This window comes from Bartonella australis AUST/NH1 (assembly GCF_000341355.1).
GTDB classification, from domain to species: Bacteria; Pseudomonadota; Alphaproteobacteria; order Rhizobiales; family Rhizobiaceae; genus Bartonella; species Bartonella australis.
In genome coordinates this window covers 1,520,582-1,540,679 of record NC_020300.1, presented here as the reverse complement: position 1 = coordinate 1,540,679, position 20,098 = coordinate 1,520,582, and the positions used below count along the sequence as shown (strand labels likewise).

Below are 20,098 nucleotides of genomic sequence, written 5' to 3'. Positions count from 1 at the left end.
GTTTATGAAGAACATTGGCACGGTTGTGCGGGAGAAAATATTAAAATTAAAATCGTTAAGTACTGAAAATTCAATTATTATTCCGGGTTCAGCCAAATATACTGCGTAAGGGCAATTTTACTTCCTTTATACTTTTGTTCCACGGCGCCCCGTACCGATTAAAGGAGTGGCTGTTTCATCGAGTGGCCAGCGTGAGCGAGGGGCAATATCAAAAGGGCTTGTTTCACCCCGCGCTATTCGTTCTGCGCCGGCGAAAGCAATCATTGCTGCATTGTCGGTGCATAAAGAAGGATGGGGGGCAATAAATTCAAAGCCGTGCTTATGAGCAAGTTTTTGCAAAGTAGAACGAATAGCTTGATTAGCGGCTACTCCACCGGCAATAACTAAAGCAGGAAGGGAAGATGACTGATAACAGGAGCGGGGGTAGTATCGTGTAAATTGTTGCAAAGCTAAGTCAACGCGCTCTTGCAATATATCGGTGACTGCAGCTTGAAAGCTTGCGGCAATGTCAGCTATATCACTTTCTGTGAGCGGAGCCATAGCCGTCGCTGCTTGTCGAACGGCAGTTTTTAAGCCGGAAAAAGAAAAATTCATCTGTTTTTCGCCTTTTAAAGGTCGTGGGAGGGGAACGCGATTTTTATTGCCTGATAGAGCTGCTTTTTCGAGCGCTGGACCGCCAGGATAAGGGAGGCCTAAAAGTTTTGCAGTTTTATCAAAAGCTTCTCCTAATGCATCATCAATGGTTGTCCCTAAACGTTGATAATCGCCTATTCCACGGACAAGAATTATTTGTGTATGGCCACCTGAAACGAGCAACAATAAATAGGGGAAATTAACATTATGGGTCAGGACAGCTGTCAAGGCGTGTCCTTCTAGATGATTGACGGCAATCAATGGTTTGCGGATGGCGAGGGCTAGAGCTTTTGCGGTCATGAGCCCAACTAAAAGCCCTCCTATCAGACCGGGGCCGCTAGTGACGGCGATGGCATCAATCTCTTTGATTTCTATGTTAGCTTCTTCAAGCGCTTTGAGAATTAAGCTGTCGAGAATTTCAACATGAGCACGAGCGGCAATTTCAGGAACGACGCCACCATAGAGTGCGTGATCATCAATTTGACTCCAAACAATATTGGAAAGGATACGACTCTTCCCTTCATTGTCGCGTTCAATGATAGCAGAAGCAGTTTCGTCGCAGCTTGTTTCAATTCCCAACAGGCGCATTTCAGGTTGAACCTTACATCGAAAAATTTTTAATGGTAGGTATCACGAATGAATGAGGATGCAAAGAACTTCTCCCGAAATTGGTGTTTATTGGTTTACAGGAGAGCAAACTGATTTTACTTGCGGTCAATAAGATGGTGTATTAATAATTGTTTATATATTCGTTTTGTTCTTAAAAATGCAAAAATGGAAATAGAAGCGCCTCTTTAACAAGAATTGGCAGTGAGCCTTTATATATGACTGATTGCACAACGAAACCCCGCCCCCGCAGACGCTTTTTTTGCATAAAGACAGAAGAATTGCGCGGTTTTTGACTTTTAAAGCTTTTTCCATTTTGTTATTTTATTACGGATAAGGAATGAAAAATAAGTGATAATGATGACAGATTCTTCAAAACCGAAAAAAAAACCGTATTATAAGGGAGGAAGTCGCGAAGCGCCTGTGATTGAGCATGAAGTTGCGGAACATAATTCACAGCAAAAAGCGTCGAATTCAGAAAAACCGGCGACAATGGGGAAACAAAGCGAGCCAAGGGCAGACAGTAAAGGTACACTTTGCGTAAATTGGATTTGTTTATTAATTTCAGGGATTGTTGGCGGTTTCATCACTTTAAGCTTCTGGGTAGGAATTCAGTGGATGGGTTTCTTTCCTTTTTTCTCAGCGGGTTATTCTGTTGAAGGAGAGAAAATTGTTCAGATTGCCGAAACTGCAAAAAGCCAAGCAGAAAAGGCGGAAGAACAATTAGACCATGTTGTTCAAGAACTCGGCGCTTTGAAAACAGCTTTTTCTTCTTTTTCGTCGCAGCATTTTGAAAATTTTCGGGGAGATGAAGTACCCCAAGAAGAAAACAAAAAGGCTCTCGCGGCTTTAGAAGAAAAGGTGAATGCCCTTGAAGAGCATGCGCAAGCGTGGGCTAAAACACCGCAAAATGTTAATGCAGCTTTACTCATGGGGCAAAGCAATAAAAATGATCTTGCCGTGCTAAAGCAGCAATTAGATAATATGCAGGAAGAGATTATCACTAAAAATAGTGAGAAAAACGGGGTAAATACCGCTATATTTGTCGCAGTTAGTGCTCTAAAAAATGCTGTGGATCGCGGTGGATCTTATGTCAATGAATTAGAAATGGTGCGGCATTTTTTACCTTCCGCTGCTGGGCTTGATTTATTGCAAAAAACAGCGCGCACAGGTCTTCCAAGTTCTGCTAAACTTTCAGCTGATTTTGCCCATGTCGCAGATGCGATCGCCGGTACGCAAAACACTACTGTACCAGGTGCTGGTTTTTTTGAACAAATTTGGGTACGGACGAAAAGTCTTGTCATTTCCCGACCTGTAGGAAATGTAGAAGGTGTGACGCCGGGTGCAATCGCTGCGCGAATGGAAGCAGCCATTCAAGCTGGCGATTATGAGAAGGCTCTCGCTGAATGGCGGGATCTCCCCGAAAACGCCAAAGTTGTTTCGGCAGACTTTATTCGTCAGATTGAAACATATCTTGCTGTTCATGACGTCCTTAGAGAATTATTGGTTTCTATACAACAAAAATCACTCGAAGCAACTAAGATGTAAATAGGGTTAAGGATGATACGCATTTTTGTTTATATCTTTATCGTGTGTGTGTTGGGAATTGTTTTTGGGTGGGTCGCCAATCACAATGGTATTTTAGTCATAACATTTCCACATCTTCGGCTTACTGTTTCATTGTTGACGGCGCTGATTGCGTTTGTTTTTCTTCTCGCGGTGCTCGTATTTCTATGGTGGCTTTTGGGTGTTATTGTTTCTGTTCCTAGAGTTTTATCGAACTATTTTCGTGTGCGTCACGAAAAACGTGGTCATGAAGCTCTTTCGCAGGGGCTTATTGCAGTTTTTGCGGGTGATTATGTGACTGCGCGAAAAATGGAAGAGTGCACCTTGAAATATCTCGAAGGAAATCAAGAGCCGTTGGTGAAGCTTTTACAAGCTCAAACTTTATTGTTACAAACGGATTCTATCCGTGCTATTCGTTTTTATGAGGAGCTCAAAAAAGAAGCACCAACGAGGCTTGCTGGGCTTTACGGTTTATTTCGCGAAGCTGTAAACGCGAAAGCTTATGAAGCAGCACAGCAATATGCAGAAGAAGCGCTGACTTTGTCTCCAGCGCTTTTATGGGCCAATCAGATTGTGCTTGATAGGCTTAGTGCTGAGGAGCAGTGGGACAAAGCACTTGATATTTTTAATCGGGCGCAAAACGCTCTACCACGCTCTGCGCGTTTTACGACAGAGCGTAATCATACACATGCTCTGTTGCTTAGTGGGCTAGCACTTCATTTGCTGAAGAATTATCCTGTAAAAGCGCGCACGGCTATTTTAAAAGCGCATAAATTTGTGCCCGATTTTGTACCTATAACGGTGATCGCTGCGGACATTCTTTACACGTTAAATGAAACCCGTAAAGCTGATAAAATGATTACCGGAGCTTGGCAAAAAAATCCTCACCCTGATTTAGGAGCGGTTTATCTTAAGAGAGAAGAAGGGGCAGTTGGGCGCCTAAAAAAAGCTAAAACACTCGCTTCCTATAATAAGGATACATTCGAATCGGCTTTTCTTGTTGCTAAAGCTGCCCTCGATGCGGGCGAAGTGGAATTAGCAAAAAAATGTGCGCAAAAGGCTCTCGATTATCATCCGCGTGAAAGCGTTTATTTATTGCTGGCAGATATCGAAGAAGCGCAAGGAAATGACCAGGGATTAGTCCGTCAATATCTTTCTTCGGCATTGCGTGCAGAGCGTGACCCAGCGTGGATTTGTGATGGTGTCCTTTTTTCTTCTTGGTCTCTTGTTTCTCCGATAAGCGGGCGATTAGGCTGTTTTGAGTGGAAAATACCACCTTGTCGGCCCCCAAAGACATTAGAAGCTGATGGTATTATGCTGAAAGAAGAAAACAAAGAAGATATTACTGCCAAAATAGCTTTTATTGAAGATAAGCCGCTTCAGGAATTATCCCCTGTAGGAGATGAGCTTTTGCACGAAGTTCAGGTAAAGAACGAAGGTGAAGAAGTGCCCAGTCAGACACGTTTGAACGTGGATGATCCAGGAATTAAGGTAGCTGTAAAAAGTCCTTCCCTTTTAAAAAAAATTTCAATTATTAAAAAAAGGAAACTATAGCGGGTGACGCTCATAAAAGCTTGTGCCCTTATATTTTAAAAAATCAAATTTATCTCGGTTACAAAAATGATTGGTTGAAAAATGTTTCCAGCAGAAAAGGGTTTTGGTAAAGAGGAAAGAAACAGTAAATCGAGAATTGCAGTAGTTCTCCACCGTGAGCCCGCGCGCACTGGTTGGCTGAGGCGATTACTGCAACAAAGTGGTTTTGTTCTTGATACATACAGTCCTATGTTGGGACAAAAACTCCCTGATACATTGGAAAATTATGCTGGCGTCGTTATTTTAGGCGGTCCGATGAGTGTGAATGATGAGGACGCCTATATTCGTAAAGAGATTGACTGGATTTCTTTATCTTTGAAAGATAATAAGCCTTTTCTGGGTGTTTGTCTTGGAGCACAAATGCTGGCCCGTAATTTAGGTGGACGTGTTGGTGCAAGAAGCGATGGAGTTGTTGAAGTTGGTTGGTATCCATTGGAGACGACTCCGCAGGGCAGAGCGCTCATAGATTGGCCAGAGATGGTTTATCATTTTCACAGCGAAGGTATTCACGATTTGCCTAAAGGGGCAGTTCTTTTAGCAAGAAGTCAGGCATATCCCGTGCAAGCTTTCCGTTATGGAAATAACGCGTGGGGTTGGCAATTTCACGCTGAATTTACGCGAGCTATGATACGGCGTTTGCTGATGGATTCGGCCCAAGATTTGACTAAAAAAGGCGCTCAGCCCGCTTTGGCACATTTGGAAGGTTGTTTAATTTATGATTGGGCTTTGCACAAATGGTTTGAAAAGATATTACGACGGATTTTTGGTGTTTCCCCTGCTTTATCGTATGAAGGTTAGGACATGCAGTGCCTTTTGCGTAAGGAATTTCTTAAAATCATAAAGGGATATACGACGAAAAAACAGAATTTACCCTCGCCGCGACATGCAGTATTTCCCTTCACGCAAGTTAACGGCGCATCGTGGTTTATTTAGGGCTCCGCGGCACACAACAAGTGGGGCAAAATCATTTTGCCCCGGCAGGTCGTAAGGTAGAACAGAGTTCCTCTATTTTAAGCTTAGAAGGCGACATCTTTTAATTGAGCGATCATACCAGCTGCAAAGGTGAAACGGGAGATATTAAGATCTTTCTCGATGAGCGCGCCAATTCGGTTCGTCACATTGTGAATTTGATCTTTTCCTATTTTACTCCAAGCGGCGAGAGGGTCACTTTTCTCACCATAATTTTTCAAAATTTTTATAACAATTCGCCTTAAGCTTTCAGCAATATCTTCTCTGGCTCGACTTAGAGCCATATCGTCGTAATAATCGAGAACAGGGATTGTTTGACTTGCCTCATTTATGCGATTTATGCGAATCATTTGGGCGAACGAAGAATAAATTTTCGTCGTTTTAATGAGATCGCTGCCACTTTGTTTTGCAACCAGAGAAATGTCACAAATCATCGGAGCTACTTCTAGAAGAGCTAATTGTTTTGCTAGAGCTTTTGGTGCTCCTTCTGCGCTATAATATACAGTTTTTTCCTCAATTTTTTGTCGAATATCTTCACTACTCGGGTGTGTAAGCTGTTTCTCAATAACAATACGAGCCTCTTTGATTGTTTTTACAATCTCTTTTAATGGATCCGATAAATCCATATTACGAAGGCCCCAATTTGTCGTTTCAAAGAGCATTGAAGTAATTGCAGCGTAGAATTTATTTTGGACAAGGCCAGGTATTTTATTATCAAGATTATCAATTTGATCAGAAATCTGAGAAATTTCAAAACCATCACGGACAGCAATAAAAACGCGAATGAGATTTTCAATTTTTTGCCCTGTCGCATTTTGTAGGCGATTAACAAAAGTAGGTCCGCCACGATTTGCAATATCATTGGCAATGAGAGTGGCAATAATATTGCGACGTAATTGGTGGTTAATGACTTCTTTTTCAAAATTTTCCTGAATTTGGGTTGGGAAATAGCTTAATAAGACTGAGTCAAAATAACGATCATCGACGACGGGATTATGGGCAATCTCTTCTTGTAAAGTCAATTTAGCATAAGCTAAAATAACAGCCAGTTCGGGCCGTGTAAGACCTTGGCCCTGGGCGATTCTTTGGTGCAAAATTTGCTCATCAGGCAAAATTTCAACCTTACGGTCCAGCAATTTCTTTTGTTCCAAATCGCGCATAAAGCGCATCTGATAAGGCAAATCAACAACGCTGCGACTTTCAGCCAAGGAAAGAGAAAGCGTTTGCAGGTAATTGTTGCGCAGAACTAATTGTTCAACCTGTGGGGTCATTTTTTTCAGTAATTCGTTTCTGGCCTCACGAGTTAACGTTTTCGCTCGGAGTGCCGATGCCAGGACAATTTTGATATTAACCTCAAGATCAGAACAATTGACTCCAGCAGAATTATCAATAGCATCAGTATTACAGCGTCCGCCATTTAAAATATATTCGATTCGGCCGCGTTGTGTGAGGCCAAGATTAGCTCCCTCCCCGACAACTTTAGCACGTACTTGTTTACCGGTAACGCGAAGTGCATCATTGGCTCGGTCGCCTACTTGATCGTCAGTTTCCGTCGTTGCACGCACGTAGGTACCAATTCCACCAAACCACAAAAGATCAACAGGTGCTTTAAGAATAGCGGACACAATTTCAAAAGGTGTGCCCGTTTGTTTTTCGAAGCCAATAGCTCGTGCAGCTTCGGGCGAAAGAGTAATGGTTTTGGTTGTTCGTGAAAAGATACCACCGCCTTTTGACAATTTCATTTTGTCATAATCCTGCCAGCTAGAGCGGGGAAGTTGAAAAAGGCGCATACGCTCTGCGTAGCTTTCAGTTATATCTGGTTCTGGGTCGATGAAAATATCGCGGTGATCGAAGGCAGCAATAAGTTTCGTTTTTTTAGAAAGGAGCATCCCATTACCAAAAACATCACCTGACATATCACCAACGCCAACACAGGTAAAGGGAGTTTCTTGAATATCGTGATCGAATAATTCTCGAAAATGTCTTTTGACAGCTTCCCACGCACCTTTCGCTGTGATCCCGATGGCTTTGTGGTCGTAGCCTGCCGATCCCCCAGAAGCAAAAGCATCATCAAGCCAAAAATTCTGCGCTTGACTAATAGCATTTGCAGTATCAGAAAAAGTCGCGGTACCCTTGTCTGCCGCGACGACAAAATAAGGATCATCGCCATCATAACGGATTACATTATGGGGTGCGCTTACTTTGCCATCAATCAGGTTGTCCGTAATAGAAAGAAGCGCTGTGATGTACTCAATGTAAGCTTGTCGTGCGGCTTCTGTTACAACAGCGCGGTCATTTGTCTGGGGGAGGCGATGTGGGTAAAATCCGCCTTTTGCACCGACAGGGACGATAACTGCATTTTTAACCTGTTGAGCTTTGACTAAATCTAATACTTCGGTGCGGTAGTCCAATGCACGATCAGACCAGCGAATGCCACCACGGGCGACGGGGCCAAAACGCAGATGCACGCCTTCAACTTCCGGCCCATAAACAAAAATTTCCCGGTAAGGACGCGGTTCAGGAAGACCTTCGATTTGGCGAGGATCCAGCTTAGTTGCTAAAATACGCCGTGGGCTGCCATCTGGAAGGGGGGTAAAAGCGTTAGTTCGTAAGCTCGCTGAAATGAGATTACGGTAGCGGCGTAGAATGAGATCATCATCCAGACCTGGAACATTCTGCAGTTTTTCTTCGATGCGCTGCTGAATGATTTTCTCACCACTTTCCCGCTCTTTTTCTGTGTGGCTTTGATGAAATTTTAAGTGAAATAAAGCGTAGAGATCTTGGGTAATATCGGGGTAAGAGTTAAGGCTTTGAGCGACGCGTTTTTGTGAATAAGGAATTCCAGTTTGTTGGAGATAGCGCCCATAATGACGTAAAATAATAATCTCACGCCAATCGAGTTGAGCGGTTTGTGTTAAGGTGTTAAAGGCGTCATTGTCAGCATTTTGTGCCCAAATAGCTTCAAATGTTTCGGCGTGTTTTAAGCCGTTTTTGTCGAGATCGACGGAGAGTTTAAAAGCACTTTCCAGCTGCATATCATGGAGATATACATATCTTCCGTGTCCATCTGGCAATTCAAGTGTTTGCTCGGCTATGACACGGAAGCCCATATTTTCAAGGAGTGGTACGCGTTTAGAAAGAGCGAGTGCTTCACGGCGGTGGAAGAGCCTGAGAGAAATTGTTTGTTTTTCTTTATTGTGAGTGTCATAAAAAGTGACACAAAGAGGGCGTTTATCATTAAGATTTAAAATATGACCCGCGTCTTTAATAGCGCTTTCAGCTGAAAATAAGTCGCGGTAGCTATTGGGGAATTGGCAGGCTAGAAGCGTTTGTTGGTCCGTTACTCGGGGTGTAATAAGAGCTACAGCTTGAATGCTGTCTTCCCAGCTTCTCGTTATAGAACGAATATTTTGTTCAAGTATCGTGCGTTTAATAATAGGGACGCTATCACCTCCTTTGCGGTGGATAACGTAATGAACGCGGGTCAGGGTGCTTTCTAAGAAAAGAAGATAGTATTCGAAAAAATCACCTTCATATATGTCCATGAAATATTCGCCAATTTTTTCGCGAATATTACTGTTATATTGGTCACGTGGCACGTATACGAATACGGAAACAAAGCGTCCGAAAGGATCTGTGTGAGCGAGAACCCGCAAGCGCGGGCGTTCGTCTAATTGCATAATCAGTTCGGCATTCTTTGTTAGTGTATCAACATCAGAGCGAAACATTTCATCTCTTGGATAAGTTTCCAGAACATCCATAAGTGTTTTTCCGGAATAATCGGCGCGATTATATCCGAGGCGTTGAATGATGGCTTCGGCTTTTTCTTTTAAAAAGGGGATTTGTAAAATAGAGTGTGTGTAAGTTGAGGAGGTAAATAAACCCACAACACGCAATTCCCCGCGTAAATGACCTTTTCCATCAAAGATTTTAAGACCAATATAATCCAACCAAACAGGGCGGTGAATTTTCGAGCGGCTATTTGCTTTTGTCACGATAAGCAGATTATTGCTTTCCATAAAGGAGAGAATTTCTCGAGGCGGTTCTTCTACGCGGGCGTCACCGATGATGCGAATAGAAGCGTCTGTGAGGATGCCGAGTTCGATGCTACCGGCTTTGAAAGATTTTATAGGTTCTTGGCCTTTTATAAAGTCGTAGGTACGCATTCCAAGGAAGATGAAATTATCATCTATAAGCCATTTGAGGAATTCAATGGTTTTTTCACCTTCTTTTTTGTAGCTCAGCGGGAGATTCGTTTGGTAAGCGTGGATATGCTTGTTAATTTCTTCAAGCATAGGTTTCCAGTCCCGCACAGCGGCGTTGACCTGCTCGAGTACTAAGGTAAGTTTCTCTCCGAGTTCCTGGGCTTGTTCTTTGTTTAAGAGTTCGATATGAATTTGCATCAAGCTGATACGTTGTCCGGAGGCATAATCAATAACAGGATGTGCAATCAAGTAAATTTGGTGTCCATTCTGGTTGAACACATTCAAAATAGAATCGAGAAGGAAAGGCTTATTATCATTAACAAGTGTGATGACTGTTATAGGCTCGCCTTTGCGAGTGATGTTTTCTCGTTCAAAGCATAAAGTGCTTTTTCCCGTCTCATGGAGGTTTAGGGCTTTAGCAGCGAAAGCCGCGGCTTTTTGAAGCTCTTCTTTTTCGTAACAGGCTATATCTTCTTCGTCGGTATGAGTGAAAAGGATTTGCTCTATTTTATCTTCGCTATTTTCTGCATCTAATGACCTTTGTCTTGACACAATAACCTCCCTGTTACTTGTTTTCGGCGATTTTCCTCCTCCACAAGAGCAGGACATTATATCATTTTCAATGTAGCATCTTCTTTTCGAAGGAGATAGTTGTTTATTTTTATTGGTTAAGAAAATTATTTCCCCAGTTTATAGCGGTAATTTTAATGTCTTAGAGAAAATATCTTGCATAGATGAAAGGATATTTTATTTTAGCGCTTTTGCGGCCTAATAGCGTTTTTTGAAGGACGGAGTGAAGGTAAGTTTATGACACGTTTGCCAGGAAAACTTTTAAGTGGTTATGAGTCTTTCGTAAAAAATCATTTTTCATACAAGGCGGCGCATTATCGGCAATTGGTTGATGAAGGGCAGAAACCTGAGATTTTTGTGATTGCTTGCTGTGATTCACGCACTATACCAGAAGCAATTTTTGACGCTAAGCCGGGTGAAATTTTTGTGTTGCGCAATGTGGCAAATTTAGTGCCACCTTTTTTGCCCGATAATCAATATCACGCAACATCAGCGGCCATTGAGTTCGCTGTTCAATTGCTTAAAGTCAAACATATTGTTATTTTAGGCCACGCGCATTGCGGGGGGGTCAGCGCTGTTTTTGACGGAGCGTTCAAATCTTTGTCATCAGATGACTTCATTGGCCAATGGATGAGCCTTTTGGCGCCGGAAGGGGAAGCTGTTTTCAGTGATAAATTGATGACTGTAGAGGAAAAACAGACGGCGCTGGAGCACATTTCTATTCGTTATTCTTTAAAAAATTTAGAAACATTCCCATGGTTAAAGGCGCGTATAGACCAGGGCCTCTTGACGGTGCACGGAGCTTGGTTTGATATCCTAAACGGCGAATTGTGGAGCATGGAACAAGAAACGGGCAATTTTGCGCGTGTCGGGAATAGATTTTTTACTCAGTTATAAAATTTTTGCCCTTAGATTCTTCCTAGAAATTAAAGTACTGTACGATAAACCTTGACAAAGGAGGGGTTTTGTTGTTTGAAGAAGGAGATATTCAAGGCAGGAATTAATTTTGAGCCACCGACTGGGACCCTATGTGAGGTGTAAAAAGATCCCGGAGGTCAACATCCGACGGCGCGTTGCGTTCTCGGGTGGCGTTTTGGTTTATTTGTTATGTGGTAATGAGGTCAATGATGTTTGAATCACTGCAAGAACGGCTTGGTTCCATTCTGTCTCATTTGACGGGGCGTGGTACTTTGTCAGATCAGGATGTAGCGGAAGCACTGCGTGAGATTCGTCGTGCCTTATTGGAAGCCGACGTTGCGCTTGATGTCGTCCGTGCTTTTGTCGATAGAGTCCGTGAAAAAGCGGTTGGATCTGCGATTATTAAGTCCATTAAACCTGGCCAAATGGTTGTTAAGATTGTTCATGATGAACTTGTTGATATGCTGGGGGGCGAAAGTGTTGTAACTGATTTAAACGCTCCTACGCCTGTCGTTATTATGCTGATTGGTCTGCAAGGCTCAGGAAAAACGACGACAACCGCAAAGCTCGCGAAGCGTTTAACCGATAAACAAAATAAAAAAGTTTTGATGGCTTCCTTAGACACACGCCGCCCCGCCGCGCAGGAGCAACTTCGGCAACTAGGAGAACAGGCACAACTCGCTAGCTTACCTATTATTTCCGGTCAATCCGCCGTCGATATCGCTGCGCGTGCAGTGCAAGCAGCTAAATTAGGCGGTTATGACGTGGTGCTGCTTGATACGGCGGGGCGTAATCATATTGACGAAGCTCTAATGCTTGAATTGGCTGAGATTAAGGCGTCTTCGCTTCCTCACGAAATTATGTTGGTTGCCGACAGTCTCACTGGTCAGGACGCTATTCATCTTGCGCGTTCTTTCGACGAGCGTGTAGGCATAACAGGTATTATTTTAACACGCATGGATAGTGATGGCCGCGGTGGTGCAGCTCTTTCGATGCGTGCCGTTACGGGTAAGCCTATTAAGGCGATTGGAGTTGGTGAAAAAATAAGCGCTCTTGAAGAATTTCATCCGCATCGTATTGCTGATCGTATTCTCGGCATGGGTGATATCGTTTCTTTGGTTGAAAAAGCCGCTGAAACGATTGACCAGGAAAAAGCAGCGGCTTTTGCGAAGAAGATGCAAGCTGGACGGTTTGATTTGAATGATCTTGCAGAGCAATTACAAAAAATGAAAAAGCTCGGCGGTATGGGTAGTATCATGGGGATGTTACCTGGTCTGGGGAAGGTGAAAGATCAAATTATGACCGCGGGTTTTGATGACCGTCTTTTTGAACGTCAGTTAGCTATTATTTCATCCATGACGCCTGCAGAGCGGTCTAATCCTGAACTTTTGAAACATAGCCGTAAGCAAAGGATTGCTAAAGGTTCGGGTACAAGTGCGGCTGATATTAATAAACTTTTGAAGATGTACCGCCAGATGGCTGACATGATGAAAGCTATGGGGGGAAAAGGCAAAAAGGGGCTGATGGGGAAAATGTTTGGGGGGCTTGGTTCCAAAATGGGGCTCGGTAATATGGGCGTGCCCGGAAGTAATTTGGGTGCATTACCTGATTTATCGAAGCTCGATCCAAGCCAGTTATTAACGCTGCAGAAGCAAGCAAAAAACGATATTATGAGGGGGGGGATGCCTAATTTTCCTAAGAGTGAAGCCACACTTCCTGGCCTTCCCTGCGGCATTTCTGGTAGCGGGAAAAAATCTCCTCAGCTTCCCAAGAAAAAATAAAAGGCAAAATGAGAAAGAAGTGCGATGCAGGAAAAAATACTAAATGAATCGGCGCGTTTTCCGGCATCTGTTAATAATTTCGGTGCGGCTTTGGTCCATATCTCGGCGGGGCGTTTTCGTTACACGCAAGTAGTCGGGGTTTTAAAGACCTGTCGTGATTTTCCTTGGGTGGATCTTGTTCGTGAGCAACGGCAGGTTGAGCGTTGGTGGCAATCTCTAGAGAGCCATCTTGATCTCGATATTGCTGAGAAATTTTTTAAAATTCATTATCGAAGAAGTTATCCGCCATCATATTGCTAAAGAGCAAAATAAAAAATGAGTTTAGATGAAAGCCAGAGCTGATAGTAGGAGAAGAATATGGCATTAAAAATTCGTTTATCCCGTGGGGGTTCAAAAAAGCGCCCTTACTACCATATCGTCGTTGCAGATGTTCGTAGTCCGCGTGATGGTCGCTTTCTTGAGCGTGTTGGTGCATGGGATCCAATGTTGCCTAAGGACGGAGTGCGCGTGAAACTCAACGAAGAGCGCATTCAATATTGGCTTGACAAGGGCGCTCAGCCGACAGATCGTGTTTTACGGTTTTTAGATGCGGCTGGTTTAAGAAAGCGTCCCGCCCGTAATAATCCGCGAAAGGGTGAGCCAGGGAAAAAAGCACAAGAGCGGTTAGCCGCGGAAAAGCAAGCTGCCGAAGAAGCATTGGCGGCCGAAGAAGCATTGGCGGCCGAAGAAGCGTCGGCGGCTGAAACAGCGTCAGAGTCTGTGTCAGGGGAAGTATAATTATCTTGAAACGCATTTAAATGTGCGTTTTAAAAGTTTTTTACAAGGCGCGTGACTATTGTTCATTTTCGTCTAAAAAGCGCCGCTTTTAAAAAGCTGTTCGGCCTTTCGGAAGTCGGTGCGGGGGTCCCTTAAAAATCAATAGCGCGGCCTTTTACTTCCCAGTCTCCGTAGCGCGCGGGGTCCTTGCCGCCGCGTCCGCCTTTTTCTAAAGGCTTCTCTTTATGTAGTTCGTATTTACGCCTTTCTTCGGCTTCTTGTAGAGCGCGCTGTGCTTCTGGCGAGAGGGGACGCCGTCGGGGGGCGTTTGCGTCTTTATTGTTCGTTTTCTCGTCTTTTTTATCCATTTTACACCTATATTCCATTGAAGAAGCGGGAAAAGAACCCCATCATTATATTATTATTATGCTTTATCACGGAGTTTTGTAAATAATGAATATAGTGCGCACAGCAATACTTTTAGCGTTCATGACTGCTCTTTTTATGGGAGTTGGTTATCTCATCGGAGGCAGTAGTGGTATGGTTGTTGCGCTTTTGGTGGCAGGTGGCTTAAACTTTTTTTCTTATTGGAATTTGGACAAAATTATTCTGCGTATGTATGGTGCGCATGAAGTTAATCAGCACTCGTCGCCAATTTATTATAAGATCGTGAGCGAACTAGCTCAGAGGGCTTCCTTGCCACGACCAAAAGTTTATATCATTGATAACTTACAGCCAAATGCTTTTGCTACGGGGCGCAATCCGCAAAATGCAGCCGTTGCTGCAAGTACAGGACTGCTGAAACAATTGAGTGCAGAAGAAGTTTCCGGAGTCATAGCGCATGAATTGGCACATATCGAACATCGTGATACCCTGACAATGACTCTGACGGCAACAATTGCAGGAGCGATTTCAATGCTTGGTAATTTTGCTTTATTTATGGGTGGACAGCGCGATTCTTCAGATAATTCTCATGGTGCCGGAGTCTTGGGAAGCGTCATTGCTGTGCTCGTCGCGCCTTTTGCAGCGATGTTGGTGCAAATGGCCATTAGTCGTACGCGCGAATATGCCGCTGATCGGCGGGGAGCTGAAATATGTGGTAATCCTTTATGGCTAGCGTCTGCTTTGAGTAAGATTGCAGGAAGCAAACACACGGTGTATAATGAAGAGGCGGAACATAATCCGGCGACGGCTCATATGTTTATTATTAACCCTTTAAGCGGTGAAGGTGTTGATAGTCTTTTTTCTACTCATCCCGCAACCGCGAATCGCATCGCGGCTCTTTATAAGCAAGCGGAAGAAATGGACATATCGACGTCCAAAAATATACAGTGGGGGAAAGAAAGCGGTCTTAGTAAGGGAGACGGGAGCTTGAGCGATAAAGATTTAGACCTCTCTTTTGGGGACAGTATGTTAAGCGGCCAGGAGAGAGGGAATCTTCGGCGGGAAAAAAAGCGCCCTGCTTGGCTTCGGTACAAAGATTTAAATAAGCCTGAATCGAAGTCTTAAAGAAGGCAAAATTATAAAGATCTTGTTTCAAAAAATGAGAAAGTGGGGAGTGTGTCTGAGACGAATGTTCCAGGGTTAGCTGTTCGGCGAGTGTGTGTGCGTCTTTTAGGCGCAGTGATTGATAAATGTACTCCTCTTGTGGCTTTGACAGATAATGAGCACGGGCATCCGTATTATTTGGGGCTCTCGCACCGAGATCGTTTACTATGTCGGGCTATTTTGATGGCAGCATTGCGCCGCCGCGGTCAGATTATGACCGCTTTATCGCGCTTTTTAGTGCGGCCTTTGCCGTCGCGAGCATCCTCGCTTCAGCATCTCTTCCATATTAGTGCGGCGCAAATTTTGTATCTTGATGTTCCTGATCATGCAGCGATTGATTTGGCTGTGCGTGTAGCCAAAAAGGATCCGCGCATGCAGCGTTTTGCAGGCTTAGTTAACGCTGTTTTACGTCATTTCGCGCGTGAAGCAGTATTTTTGCGGTCGCAAACACCGACTATTAAAGATATTCCGGTTTGGTTCGGGCAGCTTTTGATGTCGGCGTACGGAGCAGATAAGGCTGACCAGATTTTAGCGATTCAAAATACAGAACCACCACTTGATTTAACCGTAAAATCTGACAGTGCGGGTTGGGCAAAGCGGCTTGGGGGTGTTGTTTTGCCTAATGGTTCAGTTCGGCTTTCTGCTTTGGATTGTTCTGTAGTCGATTTGCCAGGCTATGCAGAAGGAGAGTGGTGGATTCAAGATGTCGCAGCGGCGCTTCCTGCCCGTTTATTGGGAGATATCCGGGGTAAAAAAGTGTCTGATCTTTGTGCAAGCCCTGGTGGGAAGACGGCGCAGTTAGCTTTACAAGGAGCCGATGTAACCGCGATTGATCTTTCGGCTAATCGACTAAAACGCCTTAGTGCTAATATGGACCGGCTTCAATTCTCAGTACGCTATTGGGTCGGCGACGTAAGAGATTTTCGCCCCGATGAGCTTTTTGACGCTGTTCTTCTTGATGCACCGTGTTCTTCTACCGGAACAATACGCCGTCACCCGGATATTTTATGGACAAAATCACCAGACGATATCGTTAAGCTAGCGGCATTGCAGTATGAGTTGCTGTGTGCAGCAATTGCTTTAGTGAAGAAGGGTGGATGTATCGTTTTTTCTAATTGTTCATTGGCAAGAGAAGAGGGCGAAGATCTTACTGAAAAGATTTTGTCCGCGCGCAGCGATATTATTTTGGAGCCTATTTTGGCAGAGGAAATGGGCGCTATGGCGCACTTGTTATCAGTTAAAGGCACTTTGCGCACGACGCCTGCTGATTTTTTTGGCAAAAATTTTGATATCGAAGGGGAATTATTATCCGGGATGGACGGCTTTTTTGCAGCGCGCTTTCGAAAAATCGCTTAATTAATGCTTCATTTACTAAAATAGGCGAAGGTACCTTTAATTAAACGTGCATGGAGACAGGATTGTGGCGATTGCAGTGACAGTTCCTCAGGCAAAGACACCAGCTTTTGTATATACGGCGCATCAATTTCTGCGGCGTTTATGGGTAGGTCCGCTGTTTCGTTGGCGATTTTCTGGTTTTCGTCCGCACAAGATTTTAGCGCATCCCGTTGATTTGCGCTTGGCTGAGCCCGCGATGGCGCATGAATTTTATCATGGCCGTTTCGCTTTTGCCGGCTCTATCGTTCATGTAGGTGCTACTTCGCCTTTTTTGGTCATTCCGCCTACACCGGAATGGGAAGCGGCGCTTCATGATTTTCATTGGCTAAGGCATATGACAGCAGCGCGCAGCGAGTTGGCCAAAGTACATGCGCGTTCTTTGTTAGAAGATTGGCTTGATCATAGTAGCAAAGGGATGAAAGGGCGCCCTTGGGACGGATCGGTTGTAACACGGCGTTTAATTTCGTGGATTTGCCATTCTCAAATGTTGTTAGAGGGCGCGAGTGAGCGGTTTGAAAAGCGTTTTTTACGTGCGCTTGGTTTTCAGTTTCGCTATCTGCGTGTATCGATTCGCAGTATGGAAAATAACGATCAGCGGTTACTCGCAGCGATAGCTTTGACGTTCGCGTCTTTAGCTCTGCCTATCTCTGCAGCAATGAAGGGAAAGGTACGAACTAGTCTTGTAGGTGAACTTTCGCGTCAGATTTTTGTCGATGGTGGTCATATTTCACGCAGCCCTGCCATTCTACTCAGTTTATTATCGGATTTATTGTCTTTGCGCCATCTTTACATGCACAGTGACGAGACAGCACCGCGTATTTTGATTGATTCTGTTGAACGTATGCTGCCCGCTTTGCGGTTTTTCGTACATGAGGACCGAACCTTAGCGCGTTTTAACGGAGTCGGGCCCATTATGCCGGCGTATTTATCGGCCATTTTGGATCTTGATGAAGCGGCGGGACATCCTTTTAGCCATGCACGTTATTCGGGCTTCCAGCGTCTACATGCCAATCAGACAACAATCCTTGCAGATACAGGAAAATTTCCACCACGTTTCGCCGCAGAGCATGCGTGCTCAGGGTGCTTATCATTTGAAATGTCTTCACAAGGAAACCGCTTCATTATTAACGCAGGGATTGATTCTTATGGGCGTGAAAAATATCGGCATCTTGGGCGTGTTACAGCGGCACATTCAACCGCAACCGTTAATGATCATTCAGTGGGTGTTTTTCATAACAAAAAGAATAAGAGGGCTTCGCTTTTACTTAGAGGGCCAACGGACGTTAGAGTGCGGCGAATAGAAGGTCCAGAAGTAACCGGCTTTATTGCACGCCATGATGGCTATATACGATCTTTCAATCTTTTTCACGAGCGCGGTCTTGTTTTATCCGCAAATGGGAAGATGATTGAAGGGTTTGACCGCTTTTTCGCGCCGCGCAATGGCCGGCTAAACAGGCATAAAGAAGACCAAAATGGACAGAACAATGTTGCTGTCAGATTTCACCTTCATCCACAGGTTGAGGTTAGCCGTGATGGCGATTATGTGCGATTAGCCGTAAAAGGTGGATTGGGGTGGCTTTTTGTATCACTTGACACTGATATTTGTCTTGAAGATTCAATTGATTTTGCCGGATTAACAGGTCCGCAGCGTACACGGCAGATCGTTTTATATTTCCGCCCTGCATTACAGGAAAAAATTCGTTGGCGTTTTACCCGCCTTGAATCGGGGCGATAATCCGTTTCCTTATGATCTAGCTAAAAACCGGTTTATTATTTGTGGGTCAAAGAAAAACGCAGTATTCTTTGAGTATGCTTTACCGAAAGCTCGTATTATAATCTCTGTTATATGTTAAGGGATTTTCTCAGATTTTAGCTGTTTTATTTTTAGGATTTTGGTTATGGTCGTCGCCTCAAAAAATTTTCTCACGCCTGATTTTTGTCGGGTCCGTCGCGCTCTCCTTTCCGTTTCTGATAAAACCGGTTTGGTGGAGTTAGCGCGGGAACTGCACGCTTATGGGGTTGAACTCATTTCGACGGGAGGGACGTCTAGAGCCTTGGTGACTGCTGGTTTGCCGGTGAAAGATGTTTCTGAAGTAACGGGGTTTCCAGAAATTATGGATGGGCGTGTTAAAACGCTGCATCCTTTGATTCACGGTGCTTTATTAGGAGTAAGGGGAGATCCAGATCATGCAGAAGCTATGGAAGAGCACGGGATAAGCGGAATTGACCTTCTTGTTGTCAATCTTTACCCTTTTGAAGAGACCTATCAATCAGGGGCAGATCCGCAAACAGTTCTTGAAAATATTGACATTGGTGGGCCAGCAATGATCCGCGCTGCGGCTAAGAATTATGCTTATACAGGTGTTGTAACGGCGGTTTGTGATTATGATTTGGTTTTAGCCGAATTAAAGCAGCGGGATGGGTGTTTAAGCTTTTTATTGCGGCATCAATTAGCTATGCGTGCTTATGAGCGTACAGCGGCTTATGATACGGCAATAGCATCGTGGTTTGCACAAAATTTGAATATCGAAACACCACCTTGGAGAAGTTTTTCTGGTCATCTTGAAAATGTGATGCGTTATGGAGAGAACCCACATCAACGGGCTGCATTTTACCGCAATAGTGATAGACGTTTTGGGGTTGCAACTGCAACAGTTTTACAAGGAAAAGAGCTTTCTTATAACAATATCAATGATACAGATGCGGCGTTTGAGCTGGTGGCAGAATTTGATCCCCAAAAAACCGCAGCTGCGGCTATTATTAAACATGCTAATCCCTGTGGAGTCGCAGAAGGGAAGAGTTTAAAAGAAGCTTATTTAAAAGCCCTTATGTGCGATAATATGTCGGCGTTTGGTGGGATCGTTGCTTTAAATCAGCCTCTTGATGAAGAATGTGCGCAAGAGATTATTAAAGTTTTTACAGAAGTAATTGTTGCTCCCGATGCTACAATGCCTGCGCGCGAAATTATTGCACGGAAGAAAAATCTTCGTTTATTAATAACAGGTGGTTTGCCTGATCCACGTAGTGAAGGGATGATGGCCAAAACGCTCGCAGGAGGGATATTGGTCCAGTCGCGTGATAATGCAGTTGTTGAGGATCTTAAATTGAGTGTGGTGACAAAAAGGGCTCCCAGTCAAGATGAGATGCGTGATCTTCAATTCGCTTTTCGTGTGGTTAAACATGTCAGATCAAATGCTATCGTTTATGCGAAAAACGGTGCAACAGTCGGTATCGGTGCCGGTCAAATGAGTCGTATTGATTCCGCTAAAATTGCTGCACGTAAGGCTGAGGAAAATGCGCAGAAAATGGGTTTGACGCAGCCTTTGACTAAAGGGTCTGTGGCTGCATCAGACGCATTTTTTCCTTTTGCGGATGGTTTATTGTCAGTTGTTGAAGCTGGTGCGACAGCGGTAATCCAACCGGGGGGATCGCTACGTGACGAAGAAGTCATTGCAGCAGCTGATGCGCATGGTTTAGCGATGGTTTTCACGGGCATCCGGCATTTTCGTCACTAAATGAGTGTATCCCTTCTTCAACCCCCCCTCCCGCGGGGAATAG

Annotated in this window: 14 protein-coding genes; 11 read left to right on the top strand and 3 right to left on the bottom strand. The window is 44.2% G+C overall.

Features of this window, described 5'->3' with window-relative positions; all coding sequences use genetic code 11:
- Window positions 1–126 precede the first annotated feature (126 nt).
- Window positions 127–1,221, bottom strand: coding sequence for a tRNA (adenosine(37)-N6)-threonylcarbamoyltransferase complex transferase subunit TsaD (tsaD, locus tag BANH1_RS06745; RefSeq protein WP_015398614.1), 1,095 nt, complete (start codon window positions 1,219–1,221; stop codon window positions 127–129).
- 378 nt (window positions 1,222–1,599) lie between these two features.
- On the opposite strand from tsaD, the gene BANH1_RS06740 reads away from it, so the two are divergent.
- The 3 genes from BANH1_RS06740 to BANH1_RS06730 all read left to right on the top strand — a co-directional run bounded on the left by BANH1_RS06740 (window position 1,600) and on the right by BANH1_RS06730 (window position 5,196).
- Window positions 1,600–2,787: a COG4223 family protein gene (locus BANH1_RS06740; RefSeq protein WP_041583332.1), complete on the top strand. Its 1,188-nt coding sequence runs from the start codon at window positions 1,600–1,602 to the stop codon at window positions 2,785–2,787.
- A gap of 12 nt (window positions 2,788–2,799) precedes the next feature.
- Complete coding sequence (locus BANH1_RS06735) at window positions 2,800–4,359, top strand: heme biosynthesis protein HemY (RefSeq protein ID WP_015398612.1); 1,560 nt, start codon at window positions 2,800–2,802, stop codon at window positions 4,357–4,359.
- Window positions 4,360–4,440: 81 nt separating this feature from the next.
- Window positions 4,441–5,196 carry a glutamine amidotransferase gene (locus tag BANH1_RS06730; RefSeq protein WP_015398611.1) on the top strand — a complete coding sequence of 252 codons (756 nt, stop codon included), beginning with the start codon at window positions 4,441–4,443 and terminating at the stop codon, window positions 5,194–5,196.
- 218 nt (window positions 5,197–5,414) lie between these two features.
- Here BANH1_RS06730 and BANH1_RS06725 read toward each other — a convergent pair whose 3' ends face one another.
- The gene (locus BANH1_RS06725; protein ID WP_015398610.1) at window positions 5,415–10,124 is read right to left on the bottom strand and encodes an NAD-glutamate dehydrogenase; all 4,710 of its coding nucleotides are present in this window, start codon (window positions 10,122–10,124) and stop codon (window positions 5,415–5,417) included.
- 255 nt (window positions 10,125–10,379) lie between these two features.
- On the opposite strand from BANH1_RS06725, the gene BANH1_RS06720 reads away from it, so the two are divergent.
- From BANH1_RS06720 to rpsP, 4 genes are all read left to right on the top strand, one after another.
- Window positions 10,380–11,039, top strand: coding sequence for a carbonic anhydrase (locus BANH1_RS06720; RefSeq protein ID WP_015398609.1), 660 nt, complete (start codon window positions 10,380–10,382; stop codon window positions 11,037–11,039).
- A gap of 230 nt (window positions 11,040–11,269) precedes the next feature.
- Entirely contained in the window at window positions 11,270–12,841 is a 1,572-nt protein-coding gene (ffh, locus tag BANH1_RS06715) for a signal recognition particle protein (RefSeq protein ID WP_015398608.1), read from the top strand.
- A 24-nt stretch (window positions 12,842–12,865) separates the two neighbouring features.
- Window positions 12,866–13,141 (top strand): chorismate mutase family protein, encoded by a 276-nt coding sequence (locus BANH1_RS06710; RefSeq protein ID WP_015398607.1) that lies wholly within the window; start codon window positions 12,866–12,868, stop codon window positions 13,139–13,141.
- Window positions 13,142–13,198: 57 nt separating this feature from the next.
- On the top strand, window positions 13,199–13,618 hold the full coding sequence (gene rpsP, locus BANH1_RS06705; RefSeq protein WP_015398606.1) for a 30S ribosomal protein S16: 420 nt from the start codon (window positions 13,199–13,201) through the stop codon (window positions 13,616–13,618).
- 131 nt (window positions 13,619–13,749) lie between these two features.
- Here the strand turns inward: rpsP and BANH1_RS06700 are convergent, their stop codons facing one another.
- Window positions 13,750–13,965 carry a DUF1674 domain-containing protein gene (locus BANH1_RS06700; protein ID WP_015398605.1) on the bottom strand — a complete coding sequence of 72 codons (216 nt, stop codon included), beginning with the start codon at window positions 13,963–13,965 and terminating at the stop codon, window positions 13,750–13,752.
- Window positions 13,966–14,050: 85 nt separating this feature from the next.
- On the opposite strand from BANH1_RS06700, the gene htpX reads away from it, so the two are divergent.
- From htpX to purH, 4 genes are all read left to right on the top strand, one after another.
- On the top strand, window positions 14,051–15,106 hold the full coding sequence (htpX, locus tag BANH1_RS06695; RefSeq protein ID WP_015398604.1) for a zinc metalloprotease HtpX: 1,056 nt from the start codon (window positions 14,051–14,053) through the stop codon (window positions 15,104–15,106).
- Between the two features lie 51 nt (window positions 15,107–15,157).
- On the top strand, window positions 15,158–16,501 hold the full coding sequence (locus BANH1_RS06690) for an RsmB/NOP family class I SAM-dependent RNA methyltransferase (RefSeq protein WP_015398603.1): 1,344 nt from the start codon (window positions 15,158–15,160) through the stop codon (window positions 16,499–16,501).
- Window positions 16,502–16,565: 64 nt separating this feature from the next.
- Window positions 16,566–18,275, top strand: coding sequence for a heparinase II/III family protein (locus BANH1_RS06685; protein WP_015398602.1), 1,710 nt, complete (start codon window positions 16,566–16,568; stop codon window positions 18,273–18,275).
- A gap of 163 nt (window positions 18,276–18,438) precedes the next feature.
- Window positions 18,439–20,055 carry a bifunctional phosphoribosylaminoimidazolecarboxamide formyltransferase/IMP cyclohydrolase gene (gene purH / locus BANH1_RS06680; RefSeq protein ID WP_015398601.1) on the top strand — a complete coding sequence of 539 codons (1,617 nt, stop codon included), beginning with the start codon at window positions 18,439–18,441 and terminating at the stop codon, window positions 20,053–20,055.
- Window positions 20,056–20,098 lie beyond the last annotated feature (43 nt).

Excerpts from the sequence above, each read along its gene's own strand:
- tsaD (WP_015398614.1), bottom strand. The coding sequence starts at position 1,221 with ATGCGCCTGTTGGGAATTGAAACAAGCTGCGACGAAACTGCTTCTGCT.
- BANH1_RS06740 (WP_041583332.1), top strand. The coding sequence starts at position 1,600 with ATGACAGATTCTTCAAAACCGAAAAAAAAACCGTATTATAAGGGAGGA.
- BANH1_RS06735 (WP_015398612.1), top strand. The coding sequence starts at position 2,800 with ATGATACGCATTTTTGTTTATATCTTTATCGTGTGTGTGTTGGGAATT.
- BANH1_RS06730 (WP_015398611.1), top strand. The coding sequence starts at position 4,441 with ATGTTTCCAGCAGAAAAGGGTTTTGGTAAAGAGGAAAGAAACAGTAAA.
- BANH1_RS06720 (WP_015398609.1), top strand. The coding sequence starts at position 10,380 with ATGACACGTTTGCCAGGAAAACTTTTAAGTGGTTATGAGTCTTTCGTA.
- ffh (WP_015398608.1), top strand. The coding sequence starts at position 11,270 with ATGTTTGAATCACTGCAAGAACGGCTTGGTTCCATTCTGTCTCATTTG.
- BANH1_RS06710 (WP_015398607.1), top strand. The coding sequence starts at position 12,866 with ATGCAGGAAAAAATACTAAATGAATCGGCGCGTTTTCCGGCATCTGTT.
- rpsP (WP_015398606.1), top strand. The coding sequence starts at position 13,199 with ATGGCATTAAAAATTCGTTTATCCCGTGGGGGTTCAAAAAAGCGCCCT.
- BANH1_RS06700 (WP_015398605.1), bottom strand. The coding sequence starts at position 13,965 with ATGGATAAAAAAGACGAGAAAACGAACAATAAAGACGCAAACGCCCCC.
- htpX (WP_015398604.1), top strand. The coding sequence starts at position 14,051 with ATGAATATAGTGCGCACAGCAATACTTTTAGCGTTCATGACTGCTCTT.
- purH (WP_015398601.1), top strand. The coding sequence starts at position 18,439 with ATGGTCGTCGCCTCAAAAAATTTTCTCACGCCTGATTTTTGTCGGGTC.